Source organism: Asaia bogorensis NBRC 16594 (assembly GCF_001547995.1).
Lineage (GTDB): Bacteria > Pseudomonadota > Alphaproteobacteria > Acetobacterales > Acetobacteraceae > Asaia > Asaia bogorensis.
In genome coordinates this window covers 2067552-2088720 of record NZ_AP014690.1, presented here as the reverse complement: position 1 = coordinate 2088720, position 21169 = coordinate 2067552, and the positions used below count along the sequence as shown (strand labels likewise).

Below are 21169 nucleotides of genomic sequence, written 5' to 3'. Positions count from 1 at the left end.
CACAGAGTGTTACGACACTTCATGTGGCAGGACGCTTGCTCAGGGGGGCTAAACCGGATACGTCCGGATGAAGTGGGCCAGCTGCGGAGTAGTCGCTTCGTTGCGGAAATTTAAATTGTCTGAAATAAACCTTCACGTCGGGTTGATGAAGTTAAGGAACGTCCGTCTTGTCAGGTAAACGCCTCGTTCTCCTTGCTTCGGTCTGCATACTCCCTGTTTGGGCAGGGAAGGCCGAGGCTCAGAAAACCCGCCGTCCTTCGCATCACCAGGCAGCCGCATCGCGGCAGGCCAATGGGCAGATGATCGAGGCGATCGACGTGAAGGGTAACACCCGCATCGAAACCAGCACCGTGCTGTCCTATATGGTGGTGCAGCCCGGTGACCGTTTCAACCAGGACGATCTCGATCGTTCGCTCAAGACGCTGTATGCGACCGGCCTGTTCAAGGACGTGACGCTGCGTCGCACGGGCGGCACGCTGACCGTGGACCTGATTGAGAACCCTATTGTCAATCGCATCGCCTTCGAGGGCAATCATGCGGTTAAGGACGAGGATCTGCGCAAGGAAATCGCCATGCGACCGCGCGCCGTGTTCTCCTCGCAGGCGGCTGCGGCTGATCGTCAGAAGCTGCTCGATCTCTATGCCTCGAAGGCCCGTTTCGGCGCGACCGTCACGCCGCAGATCATCAAGCTGTCGCATAACCGTGTCGATGTGATCTTCAAGATCAACGAAGCGCGCCAGACCCTGATCAACAAGGTCGTGTTCGTCGGCAACAAGGCGTTCAGTGAAGCCCGTCTGGCCTCTGTGATCTCGTCCAAGGAGACCGAGTGGTATCGCTTCTTCTCCTCATCGGACGAGTATAACCCTGAGCGTGTGAAGTACGATGCCGAATTGCTGCGTCGCTTCTATCTGCATAATGGTTATGTCGATTTCCACATGATCAATGCGACGGGTGAACTCTCACCTGACCGCAAGAACTTCATCATCACCTTCACGGTGGATGAGGGGCCGCGTTACCGCATTGGCAAGATGGATGTGCGTTCCAGCCTTCGTCACGTCGAAGGGAAGGATCTCAAGCAGTACATCGATCTGTTCCCGCATCAGTGGTACGATGGCACTGCCATCCAAAACAACGTGACGGGTATGCAGGAGCGTCTGCAGGCGACAGGCCATCCGTTTGCGATGGTACGTTCCGAGATTGCCCGCAATCCTGAAAAGCGCATTGTCGATCTGCTGTTCGATGTGAACGAAGGGCCACATGTCTATGTCGAGCGCATCGACATCAACGGCAATACGGTGACCAAGGACAAGGTCATCCGTCGTGCGCTGCCCATGGCAGAGGGCGACCCGTACACCCCGTTCGATCGCAAGTACTCAAAGGCTGCGCTTCAGGATCTCGGCTATTTCAGTACGGTTTCCGTCGATCAGACCCAGGGTTCGGCACCGGACAAGGTAAACGTTGCGGCCAATGTGGTTGAGAAGCCGACCGGTGAATTCTCGCTTGGTGGTGGTTACTCGACCGACGTGGGTATTCTCGGTAACGGCTCGGTCAAGCAGCATAACCTGCTTGGCACGGGCATGGATGCCGGCATCTCCGGAACGGTTGCGTATTATCAGAAGCAGGTCGATCTCTCTCTGACCGATCCCTACTTCCTGAACCGCAATATCGTTGCTGGTATCGATATCTTCGGTATCGAGAACAACTATCAGACCTATCAGTCCTATAAAGAGGGCCGTTACGGTATGACGCTGCGCATGGGGTATTCGTATAACAACTACCTCTCGCAATCTTGGAGCTACTCGCTGATCGATCGTCGCGTCGGCAATATCTTCAGCCAGAGCGATATTGCGACCTACGGCTATCAGTATGTCCCGTCCTATTATGTGCAGGATTCGGCAGGCTGGTCGTTGCTCTCGCAGCTGAGCACCACGCTCACCTACGACCGTCGCGATAACCGCATGCGTCCGCGGAAGGGCTATGTGCTGAACCTGAGCGGCGATTTCGCCGGTGTGGGTGGCGACGTGAAGTATCTGCGCGCCAAGTTCGACGGCCAGTATTATGTGCCGCTCGATTCCGTGACCGGTAACCATGACTGGGGCCTGCAGTTCAAGGGCGGCGTCGGCTATATGGGCGACTGGTCCAAGAGCAGCAATGTCAGCATCATCGACAACTTCTATCTTGGTGGTGAAAACCTGCGCGGCTTCCTGCAGGGTGGTGCCGGTCCGCGTACGGGTCATACAAGCATCGATAACCCCCTACCGGGTCAGGAAGATCTGATCGGTGGTCGCTTCATCTACACGGCGTCCGCCCAGCTCAACTTCCCGCTGCCCATGGGTGAGGATGTCGGAATTTCCGGACGTTACTTCGTCGATGCCGGTAGCCTTGCAGGGCTGCGCGTGAAGAATCTCTACACCAACCCGACGCAGGCCAAATACACGCCTGTCACGGGTAACACGCTCACACCGCGCGTCACCACGGGTCTTGGTATTTCCTGGAAGAGCCCGTTTGGCCTCGTAAATATCGACGCCGCCGTGCCGATCCGCAAGTCGCGCAACGACCGTCTCTACCCGATCCGTTTCGGCTTCGGGCAGCAATTCTGATCTCCGCTTACCGCTCTGCGCTATCGCCCGCCAAGAAGGCGATAGCCACCCGGTCTTGAACAGAGGTTTCCATGTCCATTTTCTCGGCAGCCCGTTTCGTGGCTGCTTCGGTACTGCTCGCTTCCGTCAGCCTGCCGAGCCTGGCTCAGGCACAATCTGCCCAGAACGCCTCCGGCAATGGTGGCTGGTTCGTTCCCAAGACAGCCCAGCAGCCGGCTCCTGCCGCGCCGCATCCGGTTCGTCGCGTTCCTGTCGCGCAGCCTATGGCGCAGGATGCTGATGAACCGATGCAGCAGCCGGAAACGCCGCCCGTTCTGCCGCAGCCCCCCATTCCGGACTCGCCCGATCTGCCCAAGGCGGCACCGCCGCCGGCCGCCCTGCTTGGTGTGATCAGCATTCCGACTGTCATGCGTCTCTCCAGCGCGGCCGCCGAGGCGCAGCGTGTTCTGGGCGAGCGCCGCGACAAGCTCGCCGCTGCCGCCCAGAAGGAGCAGGCTGGCTGGCGTGCCGAGCAGCAGAAGCTGCAGGAAAGCGCGCGCACGCTGACTTCAGAGCAGATCCAGCTGCGTGAGCGTCATTTGCAGGAGCGTCGCGCCAAGGCGCAGCGTGATTTTGCCAATCGCGCCCGGATCATTCAGGAAGCAGCCAATGTTTCCCTGAACCAGATCGAGCGTGAGCTGGTTCGTATCGTGCGTCAGGTGGCTGCATCCCACAGCATGAACCTCGTTCTGCATAGCGAACAGGTCGCCCTGCATGTCGATGGTCAGGATATCACGGAAGAGACAGCCAAGGTCCTGAACAAGGTGCTGCCGCACGTCTTCATTCCTGCTGAGGATGTCGATCCTGAAGTGCTGGCAAAGTCGGGCAAGATGCCGACCACAGCGGATGAAGATACGAACTCGCAAGTTGGCCCCGGTCCCGCCGCACCTCCGGCGGCTCCTGCGCCGCAAGCCGCTCCTGCCTCCATCCTCAGAAAGCACTGATTTGCCATGACGCTTTCCCTGCCAGACGCTCTCCCCGGCGATCCCCGCTTCTTCGGACGTCAGGGACCGTTCTCGATCCAGTCGCTTGCCGAGTGGGCGGATGCCGAGATCGTGGGGCAGGGTGAGGCGGGTCAGCGCATGTTGCGTGGTGTGGCGCCTCTTCAGGCGGCCACTGCGCAGGAAGTGAGCTTTCTGGATAACAGGCGCTATCTGCCGCTCCTGGCAGAAACTAAGGCTGGTGCCGTCATTCTTGCTCCGGCGTTCAAGGACAAGCTTCCAGAGGGCGTTGTCGGGCTGGTCAGCAAGTCACCTTACCTCGCCTGGGCCCGTATCGCCGCCCGTTTCCACCCGGTGCCCCCATCGCGTCCCGGCGTACATCCGACAGCGTTTGTCGATGAAAGCGCTGTTCTGGGAGAAGGCGTTGAGATCGGCCCGTTTGCGACGATCGGCGCCAATGTGCAGATCGGGGCAGGGACCGTCATCGGTCCTCACGCCGATGTGGCGCAGGGTGTCGTGATTGGCGCATCGTGCCGCATCGGCGCGCATGTCTCACTGTCTCATGCCATTCTCGATGATCGTGTCACCCTCTATCCGGGTGCGCGTATTGGACAGGACGGTTTCGGCTTTGCGGTCGGACCGGCCGGGTTCGAGACCGTTCCACAGCTGGGGCGCGTCATTCTGGGTCATGATGTCGAGATTGGCGCGAACTCGACCATTGACCGTGGTTCCATGCGCGACACGGTAATCGGGGCGGGAACGCGCATCGATAATCTTGTCCAGATCGGCCACAATGCGCAGCTTGGTCGCTGCTGTATCGTGGTATCGCAGGCTGGCATTTCCGGTTCGACAGAACTCGGTGATTTCGTCACGATTGCCGCTCAGGCTGGTCTGATCGGGCATATCAAGATTGGTGAAAAGGCCCGTATCGGCGCACAATGTGGTGTGATGTCAGATGTCGAGGCAGGTGCGGATGTCATTGGCAGTCCCGCCATGCCTTTCCGCGAGTTCTTCCGCAATGTCGCTTTTCTGCGCAGACTGGCCAAGAAGGACGGCAAGCCTGACGCCTGAGCACCACCGGTCGGGCAGTGGTCATGACTACAGAGTTTTGCTAGAAGCAGGCGGACACGTTAAACCTGTTGTCATGTAACTGACAATTGGGCGTGGTTGGCAGGGCCGACCCGCTCAGGAACGAGAAGTGAGCAGAACATTGGACGCCTCTGCGGAAGAGAAAAACAAGGAAGTAACGGCGCAGGCCGGCACGGCTGACAACGGCGCAGCCGAGGTCGCGACGGTGGATATCGAGGCTATCGATATCATGCGTATCATGGCCGCTATCCCGCATCGCTATCCCTTCCTGATGATCGACAAGATGGTCGATATCAAGCTTGGTGAGTCGGCAACCGGCATCAAGAACGTTACGATCAACGAGCCTTTCTTCACCGGGCATTTCCCGGCGCAGCCTGTCATGCCAGGCGTGCTCATTGTCGAAGCCATGGCCCAGACAGCGGCGACGCTGGTCGTGCTCACACTGGGTGAGGCTTTCGAGGGCAAGCTCGTCTATTTCATGACAATCGAGGGTGCCAAGTTCCGCCGGCCGGTTGGTCCCGGTGACCAGCTGCACATCACTGTCGTGAAAGAGCGCGCCCGAGCCAACGTCTGGCGCTTCAAAGGCGTTGCACGCGTCGATGGCGTGTCGGTTGCCGAGGCGACCTTCAGCGCCATGATCATGGGTTAAAACAGCTTCGTGGATCGTTCCGTGTCAAATTGGCCCAGCACTGTCAGCATTCATCCCAGCGCCCTGGTCGCACCCGAGGCGATACTGGGTGAGAATGTCACCATCGGGCCCTGGTGTTCCGTTGGCCCCGATGTCTCGATCGGCGAGGGGGCCCGCCTTCATGCCAATGTCATCATCGACGGGTTGACCGAGATCGGTGCGCAGGTCGAAGTCTTCCCATTCGTCACGATCGGTCTCGCGCCGCAGGACCTGAAATACAAGGGCGAGCCGACACGCTGCGTGATTGGTGCCCATACTGTCATTCGTGAAAACGTGACGATCCATCGCGGGACCGCGCAAGGTACGGCGCTTACCCAAATCGGCTCGCACTGCCTGATCATGGCGAATGCCCATGTCGCGCATGACTGCATGATCGGTGATGGCGTGATCATCGTGAACAATGTGGTCATGGGCGGTCATGTCGAGATTGGCGATGGTGCCCGAGTCATGGGGGCTGCTGCGCTGCACCAGTTCGTGCGTATCGGTCGCGGTGCGCTGGTTGGTGGCGTGTGCGGTGTCGAAGCTGACGTCATTCCCTATGGCAGTGTGCTCGGTAACCGGGCGCGTCTCGTAGGATTGCACTGGATCTGGCTGCGCCGCCAAGGCGTCAGCGCCGAAGAAATCCAGCAGATGCGTCGCGCTTTCCGCATTCTTTACCCGCGCACTGGCCGCAATGAGCAGGTGCTCGAAGCCCGCCTTGCGGCTGTAAAGCGTGACTTTCCTGACAGCCCTCGCGTGCAGGAGATCATCGCTTTCATGGAAGTCCAGAGCCGGCGTGGTCTTGTCCGCGCCGCCAGCCCTGCGCAGATTTCCGCCGAGACGGAGGGCGTGTGACTACCGCACCGGTCGGTATTCTGGCAGGGGGCGGTCCGCTCCCTTTCCAGGTGGCCGATTCAGTGCGCGCCCAAGGAGGCGAGGTTTTTATCATCGGGTTTCAGGATTTCGTTGATCCCGACCTGATCCGTGCCTGGCCACATCGTATCATCCGTCTGGCTGCGGCGGGCGAAATTCTCTCGACACTTCGTGTTGCCGGTTGCCGCGATATCGTGCTTATCGGCCCGGTAAAGCGACCGGCCCTGCGTGATCTGCGTCCCGACGCGGAAGGCGCGCGTCTGCTCGCCCGGGTCGGGCGCGCGCTCTTCTCCGGTGATGACGGATTGCTCGGCGCGCTCGTGCGGATTTTCGGTGAAGAGGGCTTTCGCGTCCGAGGCGCCCATGAATTCCTGACCCGCTCGCTCGGTCGCCCCGGCGCCATGGCGCGATACGCACCGGATGATCTTGCACTGAGCGATATCAGACGCGGTGTTGCTGTCGTGCGTGGGCTGGGTGCGCTGGATATCGGGCAGGGGTGCATCGTGCAGGATAGCCTCGTCCTGGCTGTCGAGGCTATCGAAGGGACGGATGCCATGATTGCGCGGGCAGGGGGGCTGCGTCAGGCTGGTCCCGGTGGCGTGCTGGTAAAGATGCTGAAACCCGGCCAGGAAAAACGGGCCGACATGCCGACAATCGGCCCTCAAACCATCCAGAACGCCGCTTCTGCCGGGTTGCGTGGCATCGCGTTCGAGACGGGAGGCACCCTTCTGACAGATCCGGCCGCTTGCGAGGCAACCGCCGACCGCTCAGGTCTGTTTCTCTATGGTCTGAGCCCGGCCGAACTGCTGGGCGCTGACTGATCATCCTGTCCGGTGTGCAGCGCATTCCGGACCCAACTGCCCGGGAGAGCCACAATGGCAAGCTATCTGCACACGATGATACGCGTTCAGGATCTCGACAAGAGCGTTGCTTTCTACAAGATTCTGGGGATGCGTGAGATCCGTCGTCGCGAAGTGCCCGATGGTCGCTACACGCTGGTTTATATGGGGTTCAACGACAACGCCCATGGTGAGGCTGAGGTCGAGCTCACCTATAACTGGGACCAGGAAGGTCCTTACGAGCTCGGGACCGGCTTTGGGCATTTTGCGATCGGCGTGCCTGATGCGGCCCGTACCGTCGAGACGGTCCGAAGCAATGGCGGCAAGGTCACGCGCGAAGCGGGGCCAGTCAAGTTCGGCACGACAATCATCGCCTTTGTTGAAGATCCCGATGGCTACAAGATCGAGATCATCCAGAAGGACACGTTCTGAGGGAGAGATCGGGCGGGTGCATGACTCACCCGCCTTGCGCCTCGTCCGGAGATGGGGGGGGGCGTCTGGCGACCCTAGTTTGCCACGCGCGAGCGCTTGAGGCGTTCGTTCGCTTTTTCCAGCGCTTTGACGATGCTGGCGGCGTGCCGTTTGACCGTCTCGTCACCATGCGACGTCAGCAGATCGGCAGCGAGAAGGGCAGTCGCCAGATCGTTGCGCAAATCATGACGAAGCGTCTTCAGTCTCGCTTCGGCATCGGTTGGTGGCGTTTCATCGCGCAGTGTCATGGTCAGACTCCTTGATTTGATTGACAGCGCAGTTTCAGGCCCGTAAAAGCCCGCGCACAGAGGAAGATGGCGTCAGCCTTGTGTCGTCTTCTTGTCGGGGGTGAAGCCAGGGGCCTCACCATCATTCATTGCCTTGAGGAATGACGCCATGAAGCGTACATATCAACCGTCCAAGCTCGTCCGCAAGCGTCGCCACGGCTTCCGTGCACGTATGGAAACCGTCGGTGGCCGTCGCGTCATCAACAACCGTCGCGCCAAGGGCCGCAAGAAGCTCTCGGCCTGATTCCGACTTGGCGGGTCTGCCTCAAAAACTTCGGAAAAGACCCGAATTCCTTCGGGTTGCGAGCCGCGGGCGCAAGGTCGCCACATCGGGGCTCGTGCTTCAGGTTCTGAAGACCGAAGACGAGGCGCCGGCCCGCGTCGGCTACACGGTTACGAAAAAAGTCGGGAACGCCGTTGTGCGTAACCGCACCCGCCGCCGCCTTCGGGCGGCGTTCGCGCATGTGGCGCAGGACCATGCGTTGAGCGCTGTGGATCTGGTGCTCATCGGTCGCGATTCGACGCGTGGCCGGCCCTTCGGCAAGCTGATTGCCGATCTCGAACATGCCTTGAAAAAAGGTCAGGCCCTGTGATCGGCCTGGGCAGAAAGCTTTTGCTTTCGTGCCTGCTCAGCGGTCTGCATGTCTATCGCCGCTATATCAGTCCCCAACTCGGTACGAACTGCCGGTTTCACCCCTCCTGCAGTGCCTATGCCCAGGAGGCGTTGCGCCGACACGGTCTGGTGCGCGGGATATGGTTGACCGTGAAGCGGCTGCTGCGCTGTCATCCCTATTGTCGGGGGGGGTATGACCCTGTGCCCTGAACGGGGCGGCTTTAGATGGTTGCAACGGGCCGTAAAACGCCTAATTCGCCTTCGCCCTATTGTTTTGTGACCCGATTTCGGTCACTTCAACGGCTGCGACCGTGGCATCCTGCCGCCGGGCGCTCAGAATTGTTTACTTTCATGGAAAGACCGGCACTCGGCTGATGGATATCAAGCGCATCCTGGTGGCAACCAGTCTCTCGCTCGCGATCGTGGTCGGCTTCGATTATTTCGTGCCTCAGCACGCAAAGAAAGATGCTGAAACCCAGACGGCCGGGCAGGTTCAGGGCAAACAGCCCCAAGCTGATGGCAAGGTTTCGGCCCTGCCTGTCGCCGCGCCGGGCGGCGCACCTGCCAATGGGCCTGCTGTTCCCAACGGACCGGCTGGACGCATTGCCATTGAGGGGCCGGATGCAACCGGATCCTTCAGCCTGCGCGGGGCCCGTTTCGACAATCTGGTGCTCACGCATTATTTCGAGACGCTGGACAAGAACTCGCCGCTCGTTCGCCTCCTGGAGACGGATGAAGGGCCGCAGCCGAGCTTTGTCGAACTGGGCTGGCAGGCGCCATCAGGCTCCACGATACGCCTGCCAGATGCCAATACCGACTGGTCGAGCGATGACAAGACGCTCTCGCCCGACCACCCGGTTTCCATGCAGTGGGATAACGGTCAGGGCCTGATTTTCCGAATTCAGATCAAGCTTGATCGTCGCTATCTTTTCGCGATCACCCAGAGTGTCGAGAACAAGGCCGGTGGGCCGGTTTCTCTCACGCCCTATCAGCGCGTCGAGCGTGATTACAAGCCGCTCGAGACTGGCGGTATGATCGTGCAGGAAGGTCCGCTTTCGGTCATGAATGACCGTCTGGACGAGGAATCCTACAAGACCATGCGGAAGGGCGCTGGCAAGCCCGACAACACCGCCTGGTCGGCTGATGGCGTGGGTGGCTGGGCCGGTATCACCGACAAGTACTGGCTGACGGCCATTATCCCTGACCAGAAAGCTGCGGTGACCGTACGGTATCGCTACGTGCCCAATGCCAAGGAAGGCTCATATATTGTCGATACGCTCTCGAGCCAGCCGATCCAGATCGCGCCGGGGTCGAATGTTGCCACGACAAGCATGATTTTTGCCGGTGCGAAGGAAGTCAATCTTCTCGATCAGTACACCGACGATCTGCATATTCCCTATTTCTACAAGGCCGTGGATTTCGGCTGGTTTGCGTTCCTGACGCGCCCGATGTTCCATGTGCTGCACTGGCTCTACAGTCATGTCGGCAATTTCGGCATCGCCCTGCTGATCCTGACCCTGATCATCAAGCTGATCCTTTACCCCCTGGCGACGAAATCCTTCGCCTCGATGGCGCGTATGCGCACGCTGGCCCCCCGTATCCAGGCCATTCGTGAGCACAACAAGGGCGATCAGCTGGCGCAGAACCAGCAGATCATGGCGCTCTACAAGGAAGAGGGTGTCAATCCGGCGGGTGGCTGTCTGCCACTGCTCGTTCAGGCCCCGGTCGCGTTCTGCCTTTACAAGGTGCTGAACATCACCATCGAGATGCGTCACGCGCCCTTCTATGGCTGGATCCGCGATCTGTCAGCGCCTGACCCGACCACCATCTTCAATCTGTTTGGTCTGCTGCCGTTCAACCCGAGCTTCATGCCCGAGATGCTCCATATCGGCATCTGGCCCATCCTGTTCGGCTTCACCATCTGGCTGATGCAGCGTCAGAGCATGGTGAGCATGGACCCGGCGCAGCAGAAGATCATGCAGTTCATGCCGGTCATCTATACGATCTTCCTTGGTCGTATCTCGGCAGGCATCATCATTTACTACACATGGAACAACGTCCTCAGCTATGGTCAGCAGAAGCTGATCCAGAGCCAGATCGATCGTGCCCAGAAGAAAGGCGGAAAGGCCGTCAGCAAGTCGTGAGCCAGAAAGAAGATCCGACAGTCTTCAGTGACGAGCAGATCGAGGAAGGTCGTCTGCTTTTCGCATCGGAATGCGAGTTCTTTTTCGGTGCGCAAAAGCTCGACCAGCTTCCCCCGCTTGCCGGTCCGGAAGTGGCCTTTGCCGGTCGCTCCAATGTGGGCAAGTCCAGCCTCATCAACGCCCTGACCGGACGTAACAGACTGGCTCGCGCCTCTTCCGAGCCGGGACGCACCAAGCAGCTCAATTTCTTCAATCTTGGCGATCGTCTCGCTCTGGTGGACATGCCGGGCTACGGCTTTGCCAAGGCGGCCAAATCGGTCAAGGAAGAATGGCAGACCATGATGTTTGCCTATCTGCGCGGACGCCCGACGCTCACCCGCGTCTTTCTGCTGCTCGACTCCCGTATCGAGCTGAAGCAGGCGGATCGCGACGTGATGGAAATGCTCGACCGCGCCGCAGTGCTATTTCAGGTCGTGCTGACCAAGGCAGACTCGATGGGGCCGAACAAGCTCAAGGCCAAGATGGCCGAAGTGCAGGCCGTGCTGGCCAAACATGCCGCGGCCTATCCGCATATCGCGACCACAAGCAGCGAGACCGGGCTGGGCATCGAGACATTGCGTGCCGAGATCGCCCGGCTTATCGCTGGTGCGTCACCTGAGGGGATGCAGGGATGAGTAAGGATATCCCGGAGCTGACGCTTCCGGACATGAATGATGAGGGGCAGCAGCAGGCGGCTCTTCTGGCAAGCGCATTGCCGTTTCTGCGGCGCTATGCGGGCGATACCATTGTCGTGAAATATGGCGGAAACGCCATGGGCAAGGATCATTTGTCCAGCGCTTTCGGGCGCGATATCGCCTTGCTGAAGCTCGTGGGCATCAACCCCATCGTCGTGCACGGCGGCGGCCCGCAGATCAGCGCCATGCTCAAGCGCCTGAACATCGAATCCCGCTTTGTCGATGGCCTGCGCGTGACCGATCAGGCGGCGATTGACGTGATCGAGATGGTGCTTTCGGGCAGCGTCAACAAGCAGGTGGCCGATCTCATCAATCGCGCCGGGGCTCTGGCTGTTGGCATTTCGGGCAAGGATGGTGGCCTGCTGCAGGCGCGAAAGCTCCTGCATTACAGCCGCGACGCCCGCTCGGGCAATGATGAGGCGCAGGATCTCGGTTTTGTGGGTGAGCCCGTCAAGATCGACCCCCGCGTTCTGTTTTCCTTGCTGGGTTCGGGGCTTATTCCCGTCATCGCACCCGTTGGCGTAGGCGAGAAGGGCGAGACCTATAATATCAATGCCGACACGGCGGCTGGTGCCATCGCTGGTAGCGTCAATGCGTCGCGCCTGCTGATGTTGACCGATGTGGCAGGTGTGCTTGACGAAAATGGCAAGCTCATTCCCGAACTGACGGCTGATGAGGCGCGTCGACGCATTGCCGACGGGTCAATATCAGGTGGCATGATTCCCAAGGTCGAGACCTGTCTCGCTGCGGTCAAGGCAGGTGCCAGTGCGGCTGTGATCCTCGACGGTCGTGTGCCTCATGCCTGTCTGCTGGAGCTTTTTACGCACAAGGGATCAGGCACGCTCATCCGCGCCGCCTGATCACGCGCTTTCATGCGCGAAGTACCAGTCCAGGTTTTCCTCCTGGGCAATCGAGAGAGCCATGCGGGCTCTCTCGAAAAACACATCGAGCGTATCGTGCGATCCCGGCTCACGCGTCACGAGCCCGATCTTGACCGAAACAAGCGGGTTGGCGCCGGCTGAGCACATATATTTACGTCGGCAGATCTGTTCGGCCCGTTCGACCGAGGCAAAACGGTCTCCGCCATCGAGCCAGAGAACAAAGCTTTCACGATCCAGCTGTCCCATCAGATCTGTCGGGCGTATGGCGCGTTGGAGAAAACTGATAGCGTCACGCACATGGGCGATCTGTTCCACAGCTTCATCGGCCTCGACCGTTTCGCTGGGTGTGTGAAGCAAGCCATAGAAGCTTACGAGCATGAGCGTGGCCGGGATCTGCTCTCGGTCCAGCCGTGCAAAACGCCGCTCAACCTTTTCACGAAACAGCGACCAGACTGGTAGATGGGTCAGCGGATCGAAGGGAAGGGCACGCAGGAGCGCACGATAGCGATGATCCACCTCGATCATGGCCGCCGCGGTCTGTGCCAGCGTGTTGAGGATACGGCGGCACGATGCCGTGCGCCGGCGCGACATGCGACACCCATAATAGACGACAAGGCCAATCTCGCCCTGATGGCGTATCTCCGCAATGGCCCGCAGACAAAGATTGGTTGTGGTTCTGATGCCGCCCAGACGGCTGCGGAAATCGCCGTCGCGTATCGGCCACGAGTGGAGGATATGGATTTGCGGTTCAGTGGGCGGCGGTATGACGAGAGGGCCTGAGCTCATGATCAGACCGCGCTCTGGGCGCGTGACGAGGCAAAAATGGTCGAAAGCCTGTTTCAGTCCGTCCGGAACCGATATGGCAGAGCGGAGGATTTCGAGAAGTCTGGCTTCAAGAGCTGCTTCTTCTGCATGAGGGTTCTGTCTGTGGCGTGGGGAGGGGAAGGCGCGTGACAGGCGGATACGAGCCGAGCGCATGATGTCGGAAAAAAGGGCGTCCATCATGATTGTTCCTGGAACCGGGGGGTGGCCTGTCAGGCCAGCAGCAAGAGACCGAAATTGATAGCAGGGCTTTATCGGTGACGGCTCGCATTGACTATAAGCCGGGGTATTTAATTACTCCTTAACGCATCGTTTGCGGAAGATTCGTTGACTTCCGGGTGCGTCCTGAGCATGGTCCGCTCACTCGAGTAACCCTGTCAAAGGATGGCTGATAATGCCTGTTTCCGATCTCCGCACCGTGATCGACTCCCTGTGGGAGCGTCGTGACACGCTCAACGCCCATACGGAAGGTGAGGCGCGTGAGGCGATCGAACAGGCCCTGACATCACTCGATGAGGGCAAGCTGCGCGTGGCCGAACCCACGGATGGTGGCTGGGTTGTCCATGAATGGCTCAAGAAGGCGGTGCTGCTTTCCTTCCGTATCACGGATAGCCGCGTGGCCGAACGTGCCTGCGGGGGCGTCCCCGGCTTTGACAAGGTCCCCCTGAAGTTCGACGGCTGGGACCAGTTCCGCTTTGCAGAGGCCGGGTTCCGTGCCGTACCGGGCGCCATCGTGCGTCGCTCGGCCTATATCGCTCCTGGCGTGGTGCTGATGCCAAGCTTCGTCAATGTCGGCGCGCGCGTGGATAGCGGCACGATGGTTGACACCTGGGCCACCGTGGGCTCCTGCGCCCAGATCGGCAAGAACGTCCATATCAGCGGCGGTGCCGGTATTGGCGGCGTGCTTGAGCCGCTTCAGGCGGCCCCTGTGATCATTGAGGATGATTGCTTTATCGGCGCGCGTTCCGAAGTGGCCGAAGGCGTGGTTGTCGAGCGCGGCTCCGTGCTCTCCATGGGCGTGTTCATTGGTGCCTCCACCAAGATCGTCGATCGTGCCACCGGCGAGATCTTCATGGGTCGTGTGCCGGCCTATTCCGTCGTTGTGCCGGGCACGCTGCCGGGTCGTACCCCCGATGCGCCGCATCTGGCCTGCGCCGTCATCGTCAAGCGGGTGGATGAACGCACGCGTTCAAAGACCTCCATCAACGAATTGCTGCGCGACTGATTGTGTCGCTCGATGCCGTGACCCTGGCGGGCCAGCTGATTGCCTGCCGTTCCGTAACCCCGGCGGATGACGGGGCTATGGATGTCCTGTCCCGCACGCTTGAGGGGATGGGCTTTACCTGCGAGCGGGTCGATTGCGGCCCGGAGGGTGAGCGCACGCCCAACCTCTTTGCACGGCTTGGCGCATCGGGGCCGCATCTCTGCTTTGCAGGACACACTGATGTTGTGCCGCCTGGCCCAGGCTGGGTGCATGACCCGTTCGGTGCCCAGCATGCTGATGGCATGCTCTACGGGCGCGGTATTGCCGATATGAAAGGCGGCATCGCCGCCTTTGTAGGGGCTGTCGCCTCTTTGCTGGCCGAGCGTCCGCTCAAGGGGTCTGTCAGCTTTCTGATCACAGGGGACGAGGAAGGGCCGGCACTGCACGGCACGAAAGAAGTCCTCCCCTGGATGGTGGCGCATGGGCATCGTCCCGATTTCTGCCTTCTGGGTGAACCCACCAACCCCGCCCGCATGGGTGAGGTCATCAAGATCGGGCGTCGTGGCAGCCTCAATGCCAGGATCACCGTCGAGGGTGTGCAGGGTCATGTGGCCTATCCGCATCTCGCTGATAATCCGGTGCATCGCCTGCTGCCGATACTGAGCGAGTTGACCGGACGTCTTCTGGACGAGGGTAACGAGCATTTTGCGCCCTCATCGCTGCAGGTTGTCAGTGTGGATGTCGGCAATCAGGCGACCAATGTCATTCCTGCCAGAGCCACGGCGCTGCTGAACATCCGGTTCAATACGGCCCATAAGGGGGACGATCTGGTTGCCTGGATCAGAGAGGTGGTTTCGCGTCATGCGCCTGCCGGTCATGTCGAGGCCAGCATCAGCGGTGAGGCGTTCCTGACCACGCCCGGTGCGCCCGTCGAAGCCCTCTCCAGTGTCATCGCCCGTCATACGGGGCGTGTGCCTGCCCTCGATACAGGCGGCGGCACGTCTGATGCGCGGTTCATAGCGTCCTATTGCCCTGTGGCGGAATTCGGTCTTGTCGGTGCGACCATGCATAAGGCAGACGAATGTGTGGCGATTGCCGATCTGGAAATGCTTGTCCTGATCTATCGTGATTTTCTTGAGGCCTTCGGATTGTGACACCCGGTTCAACTCCTCCGGCGGAAACCCCTGGTGGTGCCGCAACACGAATCATTCGTGGCGTGGTACGTCTGGGCCGAGGCAAGGCCGAAGGGATCGAGTCTTTCGGCAATACGCCTGAAGCTCTTCTATCGGCGATTGCACCGAGTGCCGCCCTTTTTCTGGTTCTGGCCCTGTCGCAATTCGTGCAGGGATATGATGCCACTGAGGTCACCAAGGTTCTGATTCTGGTCACGGCGCTGCTACTGCGTCTCGTGGTTTCGCAGGCTTTGGCTTCGGTCTGGGGGAAGGCGGAGGGCTGGTTGCGCTACGCTACAGCATTACTGTGGTCAGCATGGCTGCCGATGGTGTTGTCCCTAGTGGTGTTGAGCATCGCGCAGATCATCATGCCCGGCATCGTGACATCGCGTCCTGCGCTGGTTGTCATCATGATTGGCATCGAGGCCTATGAGTTCTGGCTCTCATGGTTCGTGGCTAAATCTGGCCTGGGGTTCAAGGGCGGCAAGGCGGCACTGCTCGTGGTTGTGGTGAACCTCGCTGTGGCGTCGCTCTATCTCATCGCCATTGCGCTGCCGCCGCATTACAACGCACTCAAGGAACTGATGGGTCCGCTGCCCAAGCCGCATCCGTGATTGCCTGAGCTCCGGCGCAGGGCAGGGCTCAGGCGAACGGGTCCAGCGCATAGCCCACACCGATCAGGCACAGGCCGTCCGGCGGGGCTGTGGGGCCAGCGACACGCCGGTCGCAGGCCTCGAGAACGTCACGAATACGGGCGACCGGCCACTGGCCGCTACCGACAAGCTGCAACGAACCCGCCAGATTGCGCACCTGATGATGCAAAAAGGACCGGGCTTCCACATCCAGTCGCACAAACGTCCCCTCGCGGGTGACATCCAGCCGGTCCAGCGTGCGGATCGGGCTGCTCGCCTGACAGGATGCGGCTCTGAACGACGAGAAATCATGCCGCCCCAGCAGGCTCTGGGCTGCCTCATGCATCGCCCCGGCATCGAGGGGACGCCGTACATGCCATACATGATTGAGGTCGATCACCGGGCGGGTAGGGCGGTTGAGAATGGTGTAGCAATAGCGACGCGAGATGGCAGAGAACCGCGCGTGCCAGCCCGGGCGCGCCTGTGCCGCCTCCAGGATTGCCACGCGATGCGGCTTGAGGTGAAAGCTGACGCCATCCCGTATCTGTCGCGCATCGAGACGCGGGTCATCCGGCAGGTCGAGCTGCACCACCATGGAAGAGGCATGCACCCCCGCATCGGTACGCCCCGCCGTGGCCGTCATGACGGGGGCGTCCCCAACCAGGCGTGATGCAGCTTCTTCCAGCAGGGCCTGCACCGACACGCCGTTGTTCTGACGCTGCCAGCCGACGAGCCCCGTGCCGTCATATTCGATTCTTAGCGCCCAGCGGCGATATCCGCTTGCCGGTTCATCACTGCCCAAGGCACATGCCTTTCGGCATGGGGGTGCCACGCAGATAATCGGTCGCGTTCATCATCGCCTTGCCGGGGCGCTGAAGCCGCAGAATCTGCAGGGCATCGTCACCGCATCGTACCGTCAGCGCATCATCCAGAACTGTGCCAGCCGGGACATCCGCCCCACCTGAAGCAGCGAGCGGGACAAGCTTTGCCTCACCGATCTTGAGTACAGTCCCGTCCTGTGTGGTGAAGGCACCCGGCCAAGGCGTCAGACCACGTATCTGGCGGTCGATGATCGTCGCAGGCTGGTTCCAGTCGATGCGGCCTGTCTCGCGGGTGAGTTTTTCGGCGTAGGTCACGCCCTGCTCAGGCTGCGGGACCGGGGCAAAGGGACGGCGGAGCGTCTCGAGCAGCAGTTCCGCACCCAGAACGCTGAGGCGATCATGCAGTGTTGAGGCGGTTTCGGAGGGGGACAGATCCACAGCGGCTTCTGCTAGCACATCTCCGGTGTCCAGCCCCGCATCCATCTGCATGATGGACACGCCCGAGCGGCGATCGCCAGCCAGAATGGCTGACTGGATGGGCGAGGCGCCCCGCCAGCGCGGCAGAAGGCTCGCGTGGATATTCAAACAGCCCAGTTTTGGGGCATCGAGCATACGCTGGGGCAGGATCAGCCCATAGGCGACCACAATGGCGCAATCGGCCTGAAGACACTCGAAAAAAGTGAGTTCTTCCTCGTTATGCCGGATCCTGACCGGGGAGCGCACGGCGATGCCCTCGGCCTCAGCGGCGCTCTGAACGGGTGAGGGACGCAGCGCCTTGCCGCGCCCGGCCGGACGCGGGGGCTGGGTATAGACCTGCACCACCTCATGCCCGGCGGCGATCAGCGCCTTGAGAACCGGCACCGAGAAATCGGGCGTGCCCATAAACACCAGACGCATGATTTCAGCGGCCTTTCTGTTCCTTGGCGAGGCGGCGCATGATCATGTTGCGCTTGAGCTTGGAAAGGTGGTCGACGAACAGGATACCGTCGAGATGGTCGATTTCGTGCTGAAGGCAGGTGGCCAGCAGGTCATCGGCCTCCATCTCGATCACTTCACCCTCGAGATTGCGATAGCGCATCCGCACGCTGAGCGGGCGGATGACCTCTGCATACTGGTTGGGCAGGGAGAGGCAGCCTTCCTCGCGGGCAGCGAGCTGCTCGGATTCCTCTATGATTTCGGGGTTGATGAGCACCATCGGGTTGCGCTCGCCCTCATCGGCCACATCGACGAGCGCAAAACGCAGGCCCAGACCGATCTGCGGGGCAGCAAGGCCGATACCCGGCGCCTTGTACATGGCAGAGAACATGCCCGGCAGGTGGGATTTGACGAGAGCCATGTCGTCAGCCGTGACCTCACGGGCGACCGCCCGCAGCACGGGCTGCGGCGCAACAAGGATGGGCGTGGGCGTAATGGACTCGATGTCCGAGAGGAAGGAGAGCGCTGTCATGATGGAGCGGATGTAATCGGTCAGGTGCCGGAAAACCAGTTCTAAACGGGGCATAAACCTCAAAGAACAGCAATTCCTGCAAGGGCTCTTGCTTGCACCACGCACCAAACATGACCATATCGGGAAAGTGATCTGGCGCCGCAACCCAGGGCTGGATCCTGTTACCGTCTCGCTCATGGAGGAGGCTGCATGTCAGGCCGTCTGTTTACGTCACCCATGTTTCTCGGTTTCGATCATCTGGAGCAGATGCTCGAACGGGCCTCGAAAACAGCCTCTGATGGCTATCCCCCCTATAATATCGAGCAGTTGAACCAGACCACCCTGCGCATCACACTGGCCGTCGCCGGGTTCGTGATGGACGATTTGCACATCACGCAGGAAGATAACCAGCTGGTTATTCGAGGGCGGCAGACTGACGATAGTCAGGGCCGCGTGTTCCTGCATCGTGGCATTGCAGCGCGTCAGTTCCAGAAGGCGTTTGTCCTGGCCGAGAACATCGAGATTGGCGAAGCCTGGCTCGATAATGGCCTGCTCTACATTGATCTGTTCCGCCCCCAGCCCGAAGTGCGGGTCAAGCGCATCGAGATCAGCGCCGGGCGTCGCGAGACGGGTGTGACGCGTGCCACCCATATCGAAATGCCCAAACCCCGTCGCACTCGCGCCATACGCGATCTTGACGACGATTGAGGGCGATCAGGGCCTTATTCGGGCAACTGGCGAGATGACCAGCCCGGCACTGTCATGGTATCGGGCTGAAAAGAGAGAAAAGTGATGAGAAAAAACACGCGCGATGACGCCGGAAATGACGCACCCGCCCCGGTTGCCGATCTGCGCCGCATGTCGCATGACGATTTGAAGGCGTTCGGGATGAGCCATGTCGCCTATGTCAAACCCGTGGTTTACGAGGGCGAAGCTGCCTTTGCGATCCACGCGGCGGATGGCACCCCGATGGCGCTGGCGGAAGACCGTTCGAGCGCCTTCGAAGCCATTGTCGACCATGAAATGATTCCGGCCTGGGTACACTGAGCATGACAACTACGCCTGACACCATCCAGCGTTACGCCGAGGAACACCGCCTGAGTGGGGCGGTGCGTCATGGCAATACGCTCTATCTGGCAGGGCAGGTTGCAGATGACGCATCGCTCGATACCGAAGGCCAGACTGCCGATATCCTGCGTCAGATCGATGTGCTCCTGACCGAGGCGGGTACGGACAAGACCAGGCTCCTCTCGGTGCAGGTCTATCTGACCGATATTACCGAAATCGATGCGATGAACCGGGCCTGGGATGCCTGGCTGGATCACGATCACAAACCGGCGCGGGCGACAGTCGAGACCCGCCTTGTCGATCCGCAATGGGCTGTCGAGATCACAGCTATCGCCGCCATCTAAGCGGTCATTCCCGTTCGTTTACCCTGTGCTTGCGCTAGGCGACGCGGCATGGGGGTGCGACCAACGCATCACGATGCCATTCGGGCTTTCATGCGAAAATCCCGGCGCCTCTGCGCCGAGCCCGCAATGCCAAGGGCTTCACGATATTTGGCGACTGTGCGTCGCTGGATGGCGACGCCGCCTTGCTGAAGCATCAGGGTAATCGCCTCATCGGACAGGATCGCCTCAGCCGTCTCGGCTGAAACGAACTGCCTAATCCGGTTCTTGATCGTCTCGGCACTCGTCTGGTCTGTTTCATCCCCCAGGCCGGTGGAAAAGAACCGCCGCAAAGGAACTACGCCGTGCGGCGTGCCGATCATGCGTGTCGCCGTGACGCGACTGACGGTGCTTTCATGCAGCCCCGTCACCTCGGCAATGCGAGCCAGAGTCAGAGGGCGCAGGGCATCGATACCGTCATGCAGGAACAGGATCTGATGACGCGCGATTGCGGTGCATATCAGCAGGAGCGAGTGGGCACGCTGCTCGACAGCGCGTAACAGGTTTTGCGCTTCCTGCTTCTTTTCCTGAGCCCAGCCACGGGCTTCGCGATCAGCGGTCTGTAACCGCCGATACAGGCGTTCATCAATCGTCAGCCCCGGCCATGTGGCCTCGTTGAGCGCAACAATCGGTTCTCCCTCAACGAGATGGATGAACAGATCCGGCGCGGGCTCGGGAGGCGGGGGCTCAAAGCCTGCGCCGGGTCTGGGATCGCAGCTGCGTAATTCCTGTAACAGCTCGGCATAGTCCTGGCTGTCGAGGCCACAGGCTTTTTGCAGGCGCTCATGCTCGCCTCGGGCGAGCCAATCGAGATGACCCAATAGCGTGGTGACTGCAGGATCGAGGCGATTCCTTGCCCTGAACTGGGCGGCGAGGCATTCGGCCAGTGACGTGGCGAAACATCCGGCTGGCTCGAAAAGCAGCATGATACTGCGAACCTGCTTGATGCTTTCCATCGATGCGCCGGTAAGCGCGGCCAGATCGGGTATGGCAGTATCGAGGCGTCCCGATTCATCCATCGCGTCGAGCAGGGTCAGGGCGATATGACGCGCGGCTGGTTGGGCAAAGGCCTTATTGATCTGCCAGAGAAACTGCTCAAGGCGTGTCGGTGCAGGGGCCGATGGCTCACGGCTGGTCGGTTCGTCACTGTCGTACACGCCATGACGAAGAATAGGGTCATCGTCCCAGGAGGCGGCATCGCGCCAGTCACTGTCATCAGGCTCAAGATCGCCCGGCAGATCGCCATCCCGCCAGTCCTGGTGGGCCGTTGAGTCGGGTTCCGTGCTGCCGGCTTCTCCCGCAGGGGGGCTGACAAGCAGGAGCGGATTGGCTTCGGCCAGAAGAGAGAGTTCGGCCAGCAATTCATGGTTCGAAAGCTGCAGCAGACCGATGGCCTGTTGCAGTTCCGCGGTCATGACAAGACCGGCGGTCTGACGCGCCTGAAGCGAGAGGCGCGCCATCAGGAC

General features: G+C 60.5%; 25 protein-coding genes. 19 read left to right on the top strand and 6 right to left on the bottom strand.

The annotated features are described in order from the left end of the window. The first annotated feature begins 167 nt into the window (after positions 1-167). The 7 genes from bamA to gloA all read left to right on the top strand — a co-directional run bounded on the left by bamA (position 168) and on the right by gloA (position 7480). Positions 168-2600, top strand: a complete 2433-nt coding sequence (bamA, locus tag Asbog_RS09330; RefSeq protein WP_035443891.1) for an outer membrane protein assembly factor BamA — start codon at positions 168-170, stop codon at positions 2598-2600. 71 nt (positions 2601-2671) lie between these two features. Then, on the top strand, positions 2672-3583 hold the full coding sequence (locus tag Asbog_RS09325) for an OmpH family outer membrane protein (protein ID WP_062164940.1): 912 nt from the start codon (positions 2672-2674) through the stop codon (positions 3581-3583). 6 nt (positions 3584-3589) lie between these two features. Continuing rightward, a complete protein-coding gene (gene lpxD / locus Asbog_RS09320) occupies positions 3590-4651 on the top strand; it encodes a UDP-3-O-(3-hydroxymyristoyl)glucosamine N-acyltransferase (RefSeq protein ID WP_062164938.1) in 1062 nt (353 codons plus the stop codon). 247 nt (positions 4652-4898) lie between these two features. Next, positions 4899-5318, top strand: a complete 420-nt coding sequence (gene fabZ / locus Asbog_RS09315) for a 3-hydroxyacyl-ACP dehydratase FabZ (protein WP_031240655.1) — start codon at positions 4899-4901, stop codon at positions 5316-5318. Between the two features lie 21 nt (positions 5319-5339). Then, positions 5340-6191, top strand: coding sequence for an acyl-ACP--UDP-N-acetylglucosamine O-acyltransferase (gene lpxA, locus Asbog_RS09310; protein ID WP_062165847.1), 852 nt, complete (start codon positions 5340-5342; stop codon positions 6189-6191). Next, positions 6188-7030, top strand: coding sequence for an LpxI family protein (locus tag Asbog_RS09305; protein WP_062164936.1), 843 nt, complete (start codon positions 6188-6190; stop codon positions 7028-7030). Before lpxA ends, Asbog_RS09305 begins: the two co-directional genes overlap by 4 nt. 54 nt (positions 7031-7084) lie before the next feature. Then, positions 7085-7480: a lactoylglutathione lyase gene (gene gloA, locus Asbog_RS09300; RefSeq protein ID WP_023978520.1), complete on the top strand. Its 396-nt coding sequence runs from the start codon at positions 7085-7087 to the stop codon at positions 7478-7480. A 74-nt stretch (positions 7481-7554) separates the two neighbouring features. Here the strand turns inward: gloA and Asbog_RS09295 are convergent, their stop codons facing one another. Continuing rightward, a complete protein-coding gene (locus Asbog_RS09295; protein WP_062164934.1) occupies positions 7555-7767 on the bottom strand; it encodes a hypothetical protein in 213 nt (70 codons plus the stop codon). Between the two features lie 148 nt (positions 7768-7915). Between Asbog_RS09295 and rpmH the strand changes: the two genes are divergently transcribed. The 6 genes from rpmH to argB all read left to right on the top strand — a co-directional run bounded on the left by rpmH (position 7916) and on the right by argB (position 12157). Then, positions 7916-8050, top strand: a complete 135-nt coding sequence (gene rpmH / locus Asbog_RS09290; protein WP_023978518.1) for a 50S ribosomal protein L34 — start codon at positions 7916-7918, stop codon at positions 8048-8050. Between the two features lie 7 nt (positions 8051-8057). Further along, a complete protein-coding gene (gene rnpA, locus Asbog_RS09285) occupies positions 8058-8399 on the top strand; it encodes a ribonuclease P protein component (RefSeq protein WP_062164932.1) in 342 nt (113 codons plus the stop codon). Further along, positions 8396-8629, top strand: a complete 234-nt coding sequence (yidD, locus tag Asbog_RS14270) for a membrane protein insertion efficiency factor YidD (protein ID WP_281429804.1) — start codon at positions 8396-8398, stop codon at positions 8627-8629. The genes rnpA and yidD overlap by 4 nt, the downstream gene beginning before the upstream one ends. A gap of 164 nt (positions 8630-8793) precedes the next feature. Next, on the top strand, positions 8794-10563 hold the full coding sequence (gene yidC / locus Asbog_RS09275) for a membrane protein insertase YidC (RefSeq protein ID WP_062164928.1): 1770 nt from the start codon (positions 8794-8796) through the stop codon (positions 10561-10563). Continuing rightward, a complete protein-coding gene (gene yihA, locus Asbog_RS09270) occupies positions 10560-11237 on the top strand; it encodes a ribosome biogenesis GTP-binding protein YihA/YsxC (RefSeq protein WP_062164926.1) in 678 nt (225 codons plus the stop codon). The genes yidC and yihA overlap by 4 nt, the downstream gene beginning before the upstream one ends. Continuing rightward, complete coding sequence (argB, locus tag Asbog_RS09265) at positions 11234-12157, top strand: acetylglutamate kinase (protein ID WP_062164924.1); 924 nt, start codon at positions 11234-11236, stop codon at positions 12155-12157. The genes yihA and argB overlap by 4 nt, the downstream gene beginning before the upstream one ends. Here the strand turns inward: argB and Asbog_RS09260 are convergent, their stop codons facing one another. Next, on the bottom strand, positions 12158-13183 hold the full coding sequence (locus tag Asbog_RS09260; RefSeq protein ID WP_083510814.1) for a diguanylate cyclase domain-containing protein: 1026 nt from the start codon (positions 13181-13183) through the stop codon (positions 12158-12160). 211 nt (positions 13184-13394) lie between these two features. Between Asbog_RS09260 and dapD the strand changes: the two genes are divergently transcribed. Genes dapD through Asbog_RS09245 form a run of 3 tightly spaced genes read left to right on the top strand, consistent with a single transcriptional unit; the run spans position 13395 to position 15990 of the window. Beyond that, positions 13395-14225 carry a 2,3,4,5-tetrahydropyridine-2,6-dicarboxylate N-succinyltransferase gene (gene dapD / locus Asbog_RS09255; protein WP_023978513.1) on the top strand — a complete coding sequence of 277 codons (831 nt, stop codon included), beginning with the start codon at positions 13395-13397 and terminating at the stop codon, positions 14223-14225. 2 nt (positions 14226-14227) lie between these two features. Then, entirely contained in the window at positions 14228-15358 is a 1131-nt protein-coding gene (dapE, locus tag Asbog_RS09250; RefSeq protein ID WP_231944551.1) for a succinyl-diaminopimelate desuccinylase, read from the top strand. Beyond that, a complete protein-coding gene (locus Asbog_RS09245) occupies positions 15355-15990 on the top strand; it encodes a hypothetical protein (protein WP_146926371.1) in 636 nt (211 codons plus the stop codon). The genes dapE and Asbog_RS09245 overlap by 4 nt, the downstream gene beginning before the upstream one ends. Positions 15991-16018: 28 nt before the next feature. Here Asbog_RS09245 and truA read toward each other — a convergent pair whose 3' ends face one another. The 3 genes from truA to def are packed head-to-tail and all read right to left on the bottom strand — an operon-like array spanning position 16019 to position 18276. Continuing rightward, the gene (truA, locus tag Asbog_RS09240) at positions 16019-16810 is read right to left on the bottom strand and encodes a tRNA pseudouridine(38-40) synthase TruA (protein ID WP_062164916.1); all 792 of its coding nucleotides are present in this window, start codon (positions 16808-16810) and stop codon (positions 16019-16021) included. Then, positions 16800-17726 (bottom strand): methionyl-tRNA formyltransferase, encoded by a 927-nt coding sequence (gene fmt / locus Asbog_RS09235; RefSeq protein ID WP_062164915.1) that lies wholly within the window; start codon positions 17724-17726, stop codon positions 16800-16802. The genes truA and fmt overlap by 11 nt, the downstream gene beginning before the upstream one ends. 4 nt (positions 17727-17730) lie before the next feature. After that, the gene (gene def, locus Asbog_RS09230) at positions 17731-18276 is read right to left on the bottom strand and encodes a peptide deformylase (RefSeq protein WP_062165845.1); all 546 of its coding nucleotides are present in this window, start codon (positions 18274-18276) and stop codon (positions 17731-17733) included. 189 nt (positions 18277-18465) lie between these two features. Between def and Asbog_RS09225 the strand changes: the two genes are divergently transcribed. From Asbog_RS09225 to Asbog_RS09215, 3 genes are all read left to right on the top strand, one after another. Continuing rightward, the gene (locus Asbog_RS09225; protein ID WP_023978508.1) at positions 18466-18963 is read left to right on the top strand and encodes an Hsp20 family protein; all 498 of its coding nucleotides are present in this window, start codon (positions 18466-18468) and stop codon (positions 18961-18963) included. Positions 18964-19047: 84 nt separating this feature from the next. After that, positions 19048-19302 (top strand): DUF1150 family protein, encoded by a 255-nt coding sequence (locus Asbog_RS09220; RefSeq protein ID WP_035443886.1) that lies wholly within the window; start codon positions 19048-19050, stop codon positions 19300-19302. A gap of 2 nt (positions 19303-19304) precedes the next feature. Continuing rightward, complete coding sequence (locus Asbog_RS09215; RefSeq protein ID WP_062164914.1) at positions 19305-19667, top strand: RidA family protein; 363 nt, start codon at positions 19305-19307, stop codon at positions 19665-19667. 68 nt (positions 19668-19735) lie between these two features. On the opposite strand, the gene rpoN is transcribed toward Asbog_RS09215, so the two are convergent. After that, a complete protein-coding gene (gene rpoN, locus Asbog_RS09210; RefSeq protein WP_062164913.1) occupies positions 19736-21163 on the bottom strand; it encodes an RNA polymerase factor sigma-54 in 1428 nt (475 codons plus the stop codon). Positions 21164-21169 lie beyond the last annotated feature (6 nt).

Bases quoted from the DNA above. Each gene is read 5' to 3' on its own strand.
- Asbog_RS09325 (WP_062164940.1), top strand. From the start codon at position 2,672: ATGTCCATTTTCTCGGCAGCCCGTTTCGTGGCTGCTTCGGTACTGCTC.
- lpxD (WP_062164938.1), top strand. From the start codon at position 3,590: ATGACGCTTTCCCTGCCAGACGCTCTCCCCGGCGATCCCCGCTTCTTC.
- fabZ (WP_031240655.1), top strand. From the start codon at position 4,899: ATGCGTATCATGGCCGCTATCCCGCATCGCTATCCCTTCCTGATGATC.
- gloA (WP_023978520.1), top strand. From the start codon at position 7,085: ATGGCAAGCTATCTGCACACGATGATACGCGTTCAGGATCTCGACAAG.
- Asbog_RS09295 (WP_062164934.1), bottom strand. From the start codon at position 7,767: ATGACACTGCGCGATGAAACGCCACCAACCGATGCCGAAGCGAGACTG.
- rpmH (WP_023978518.1), top strand. From the start codon at position 7,916: ATGAAGCGTACATATCAACCGTCCAAGCTCGTCCGCAAGCGTCGCCAC.
- yidC (WP_062164928.1), top strand. From the start codon at position 8,794: ATGGATATCAAGCGCATCCTGGTGGCAACCAGTCTCTCGCTCGCGATC.
- argB (WP_062164924.1), top strand. From the start codon at position 11,234: ATGAGTAAGGATATCCCGGAGCTGACGCTTCCGGACATGAATGATGAG.
- Asbog_RS09260 (WP_083510814.1), bottom strand. From the start codon at position 13,183: ATGATGGACGCCCTTTTTTCCGACATCATGCGCTCGGCTCGTATCCGC.
- dapD (WP_023978513.1), top strand. From the start codon at position 13,395: ATGCCTGTTTCCGATCTCCGCACCGTGATCGACTCCCTGTGGGAGCGT.
- fmt (WP_062164915.1), bottom strand. From the start codon at position 17,726: ATGCGTCTGGTGTTTATGGGCACGCCCGATTTCTCGGTGCCGGTTCTC.
- def (WP_062165845.1), bottom strand. From the start codon at position 18,276: ATGACAGCGCTCTCCTTCCTCTCGGACATCGAGTCCATTACGCCCACG.
- Asbog_RS09225 (WP_023978508.1), top strand. From the start codon at position 18,466: ATGTCAGGCCGTCTGTTTACGTCACCCATGTTTCTCGGTTTCGATCAT.
- Asbog_RS09220 (WP_035443886.1), top strand. From the start codon at position 19,048: ATGAGAAAAAACACGCGCGATGACGCCGGAAATGACGCACCCGCCCCG.
- Asbog_RS09215 (WP_062164914.1), top strand. From the start codon at position 19,305: ATGACAACTACGCCTGACACCATCCAGCGTTACGCCGAGGAACACCGC.
- rpoN (WP_062164913.1), bottom strand. From the start codon at position 21,163: ATGGCGCGCCTCTCGCTTCAGGCGCGTCAGACCGCCGGTCTTGTCATG.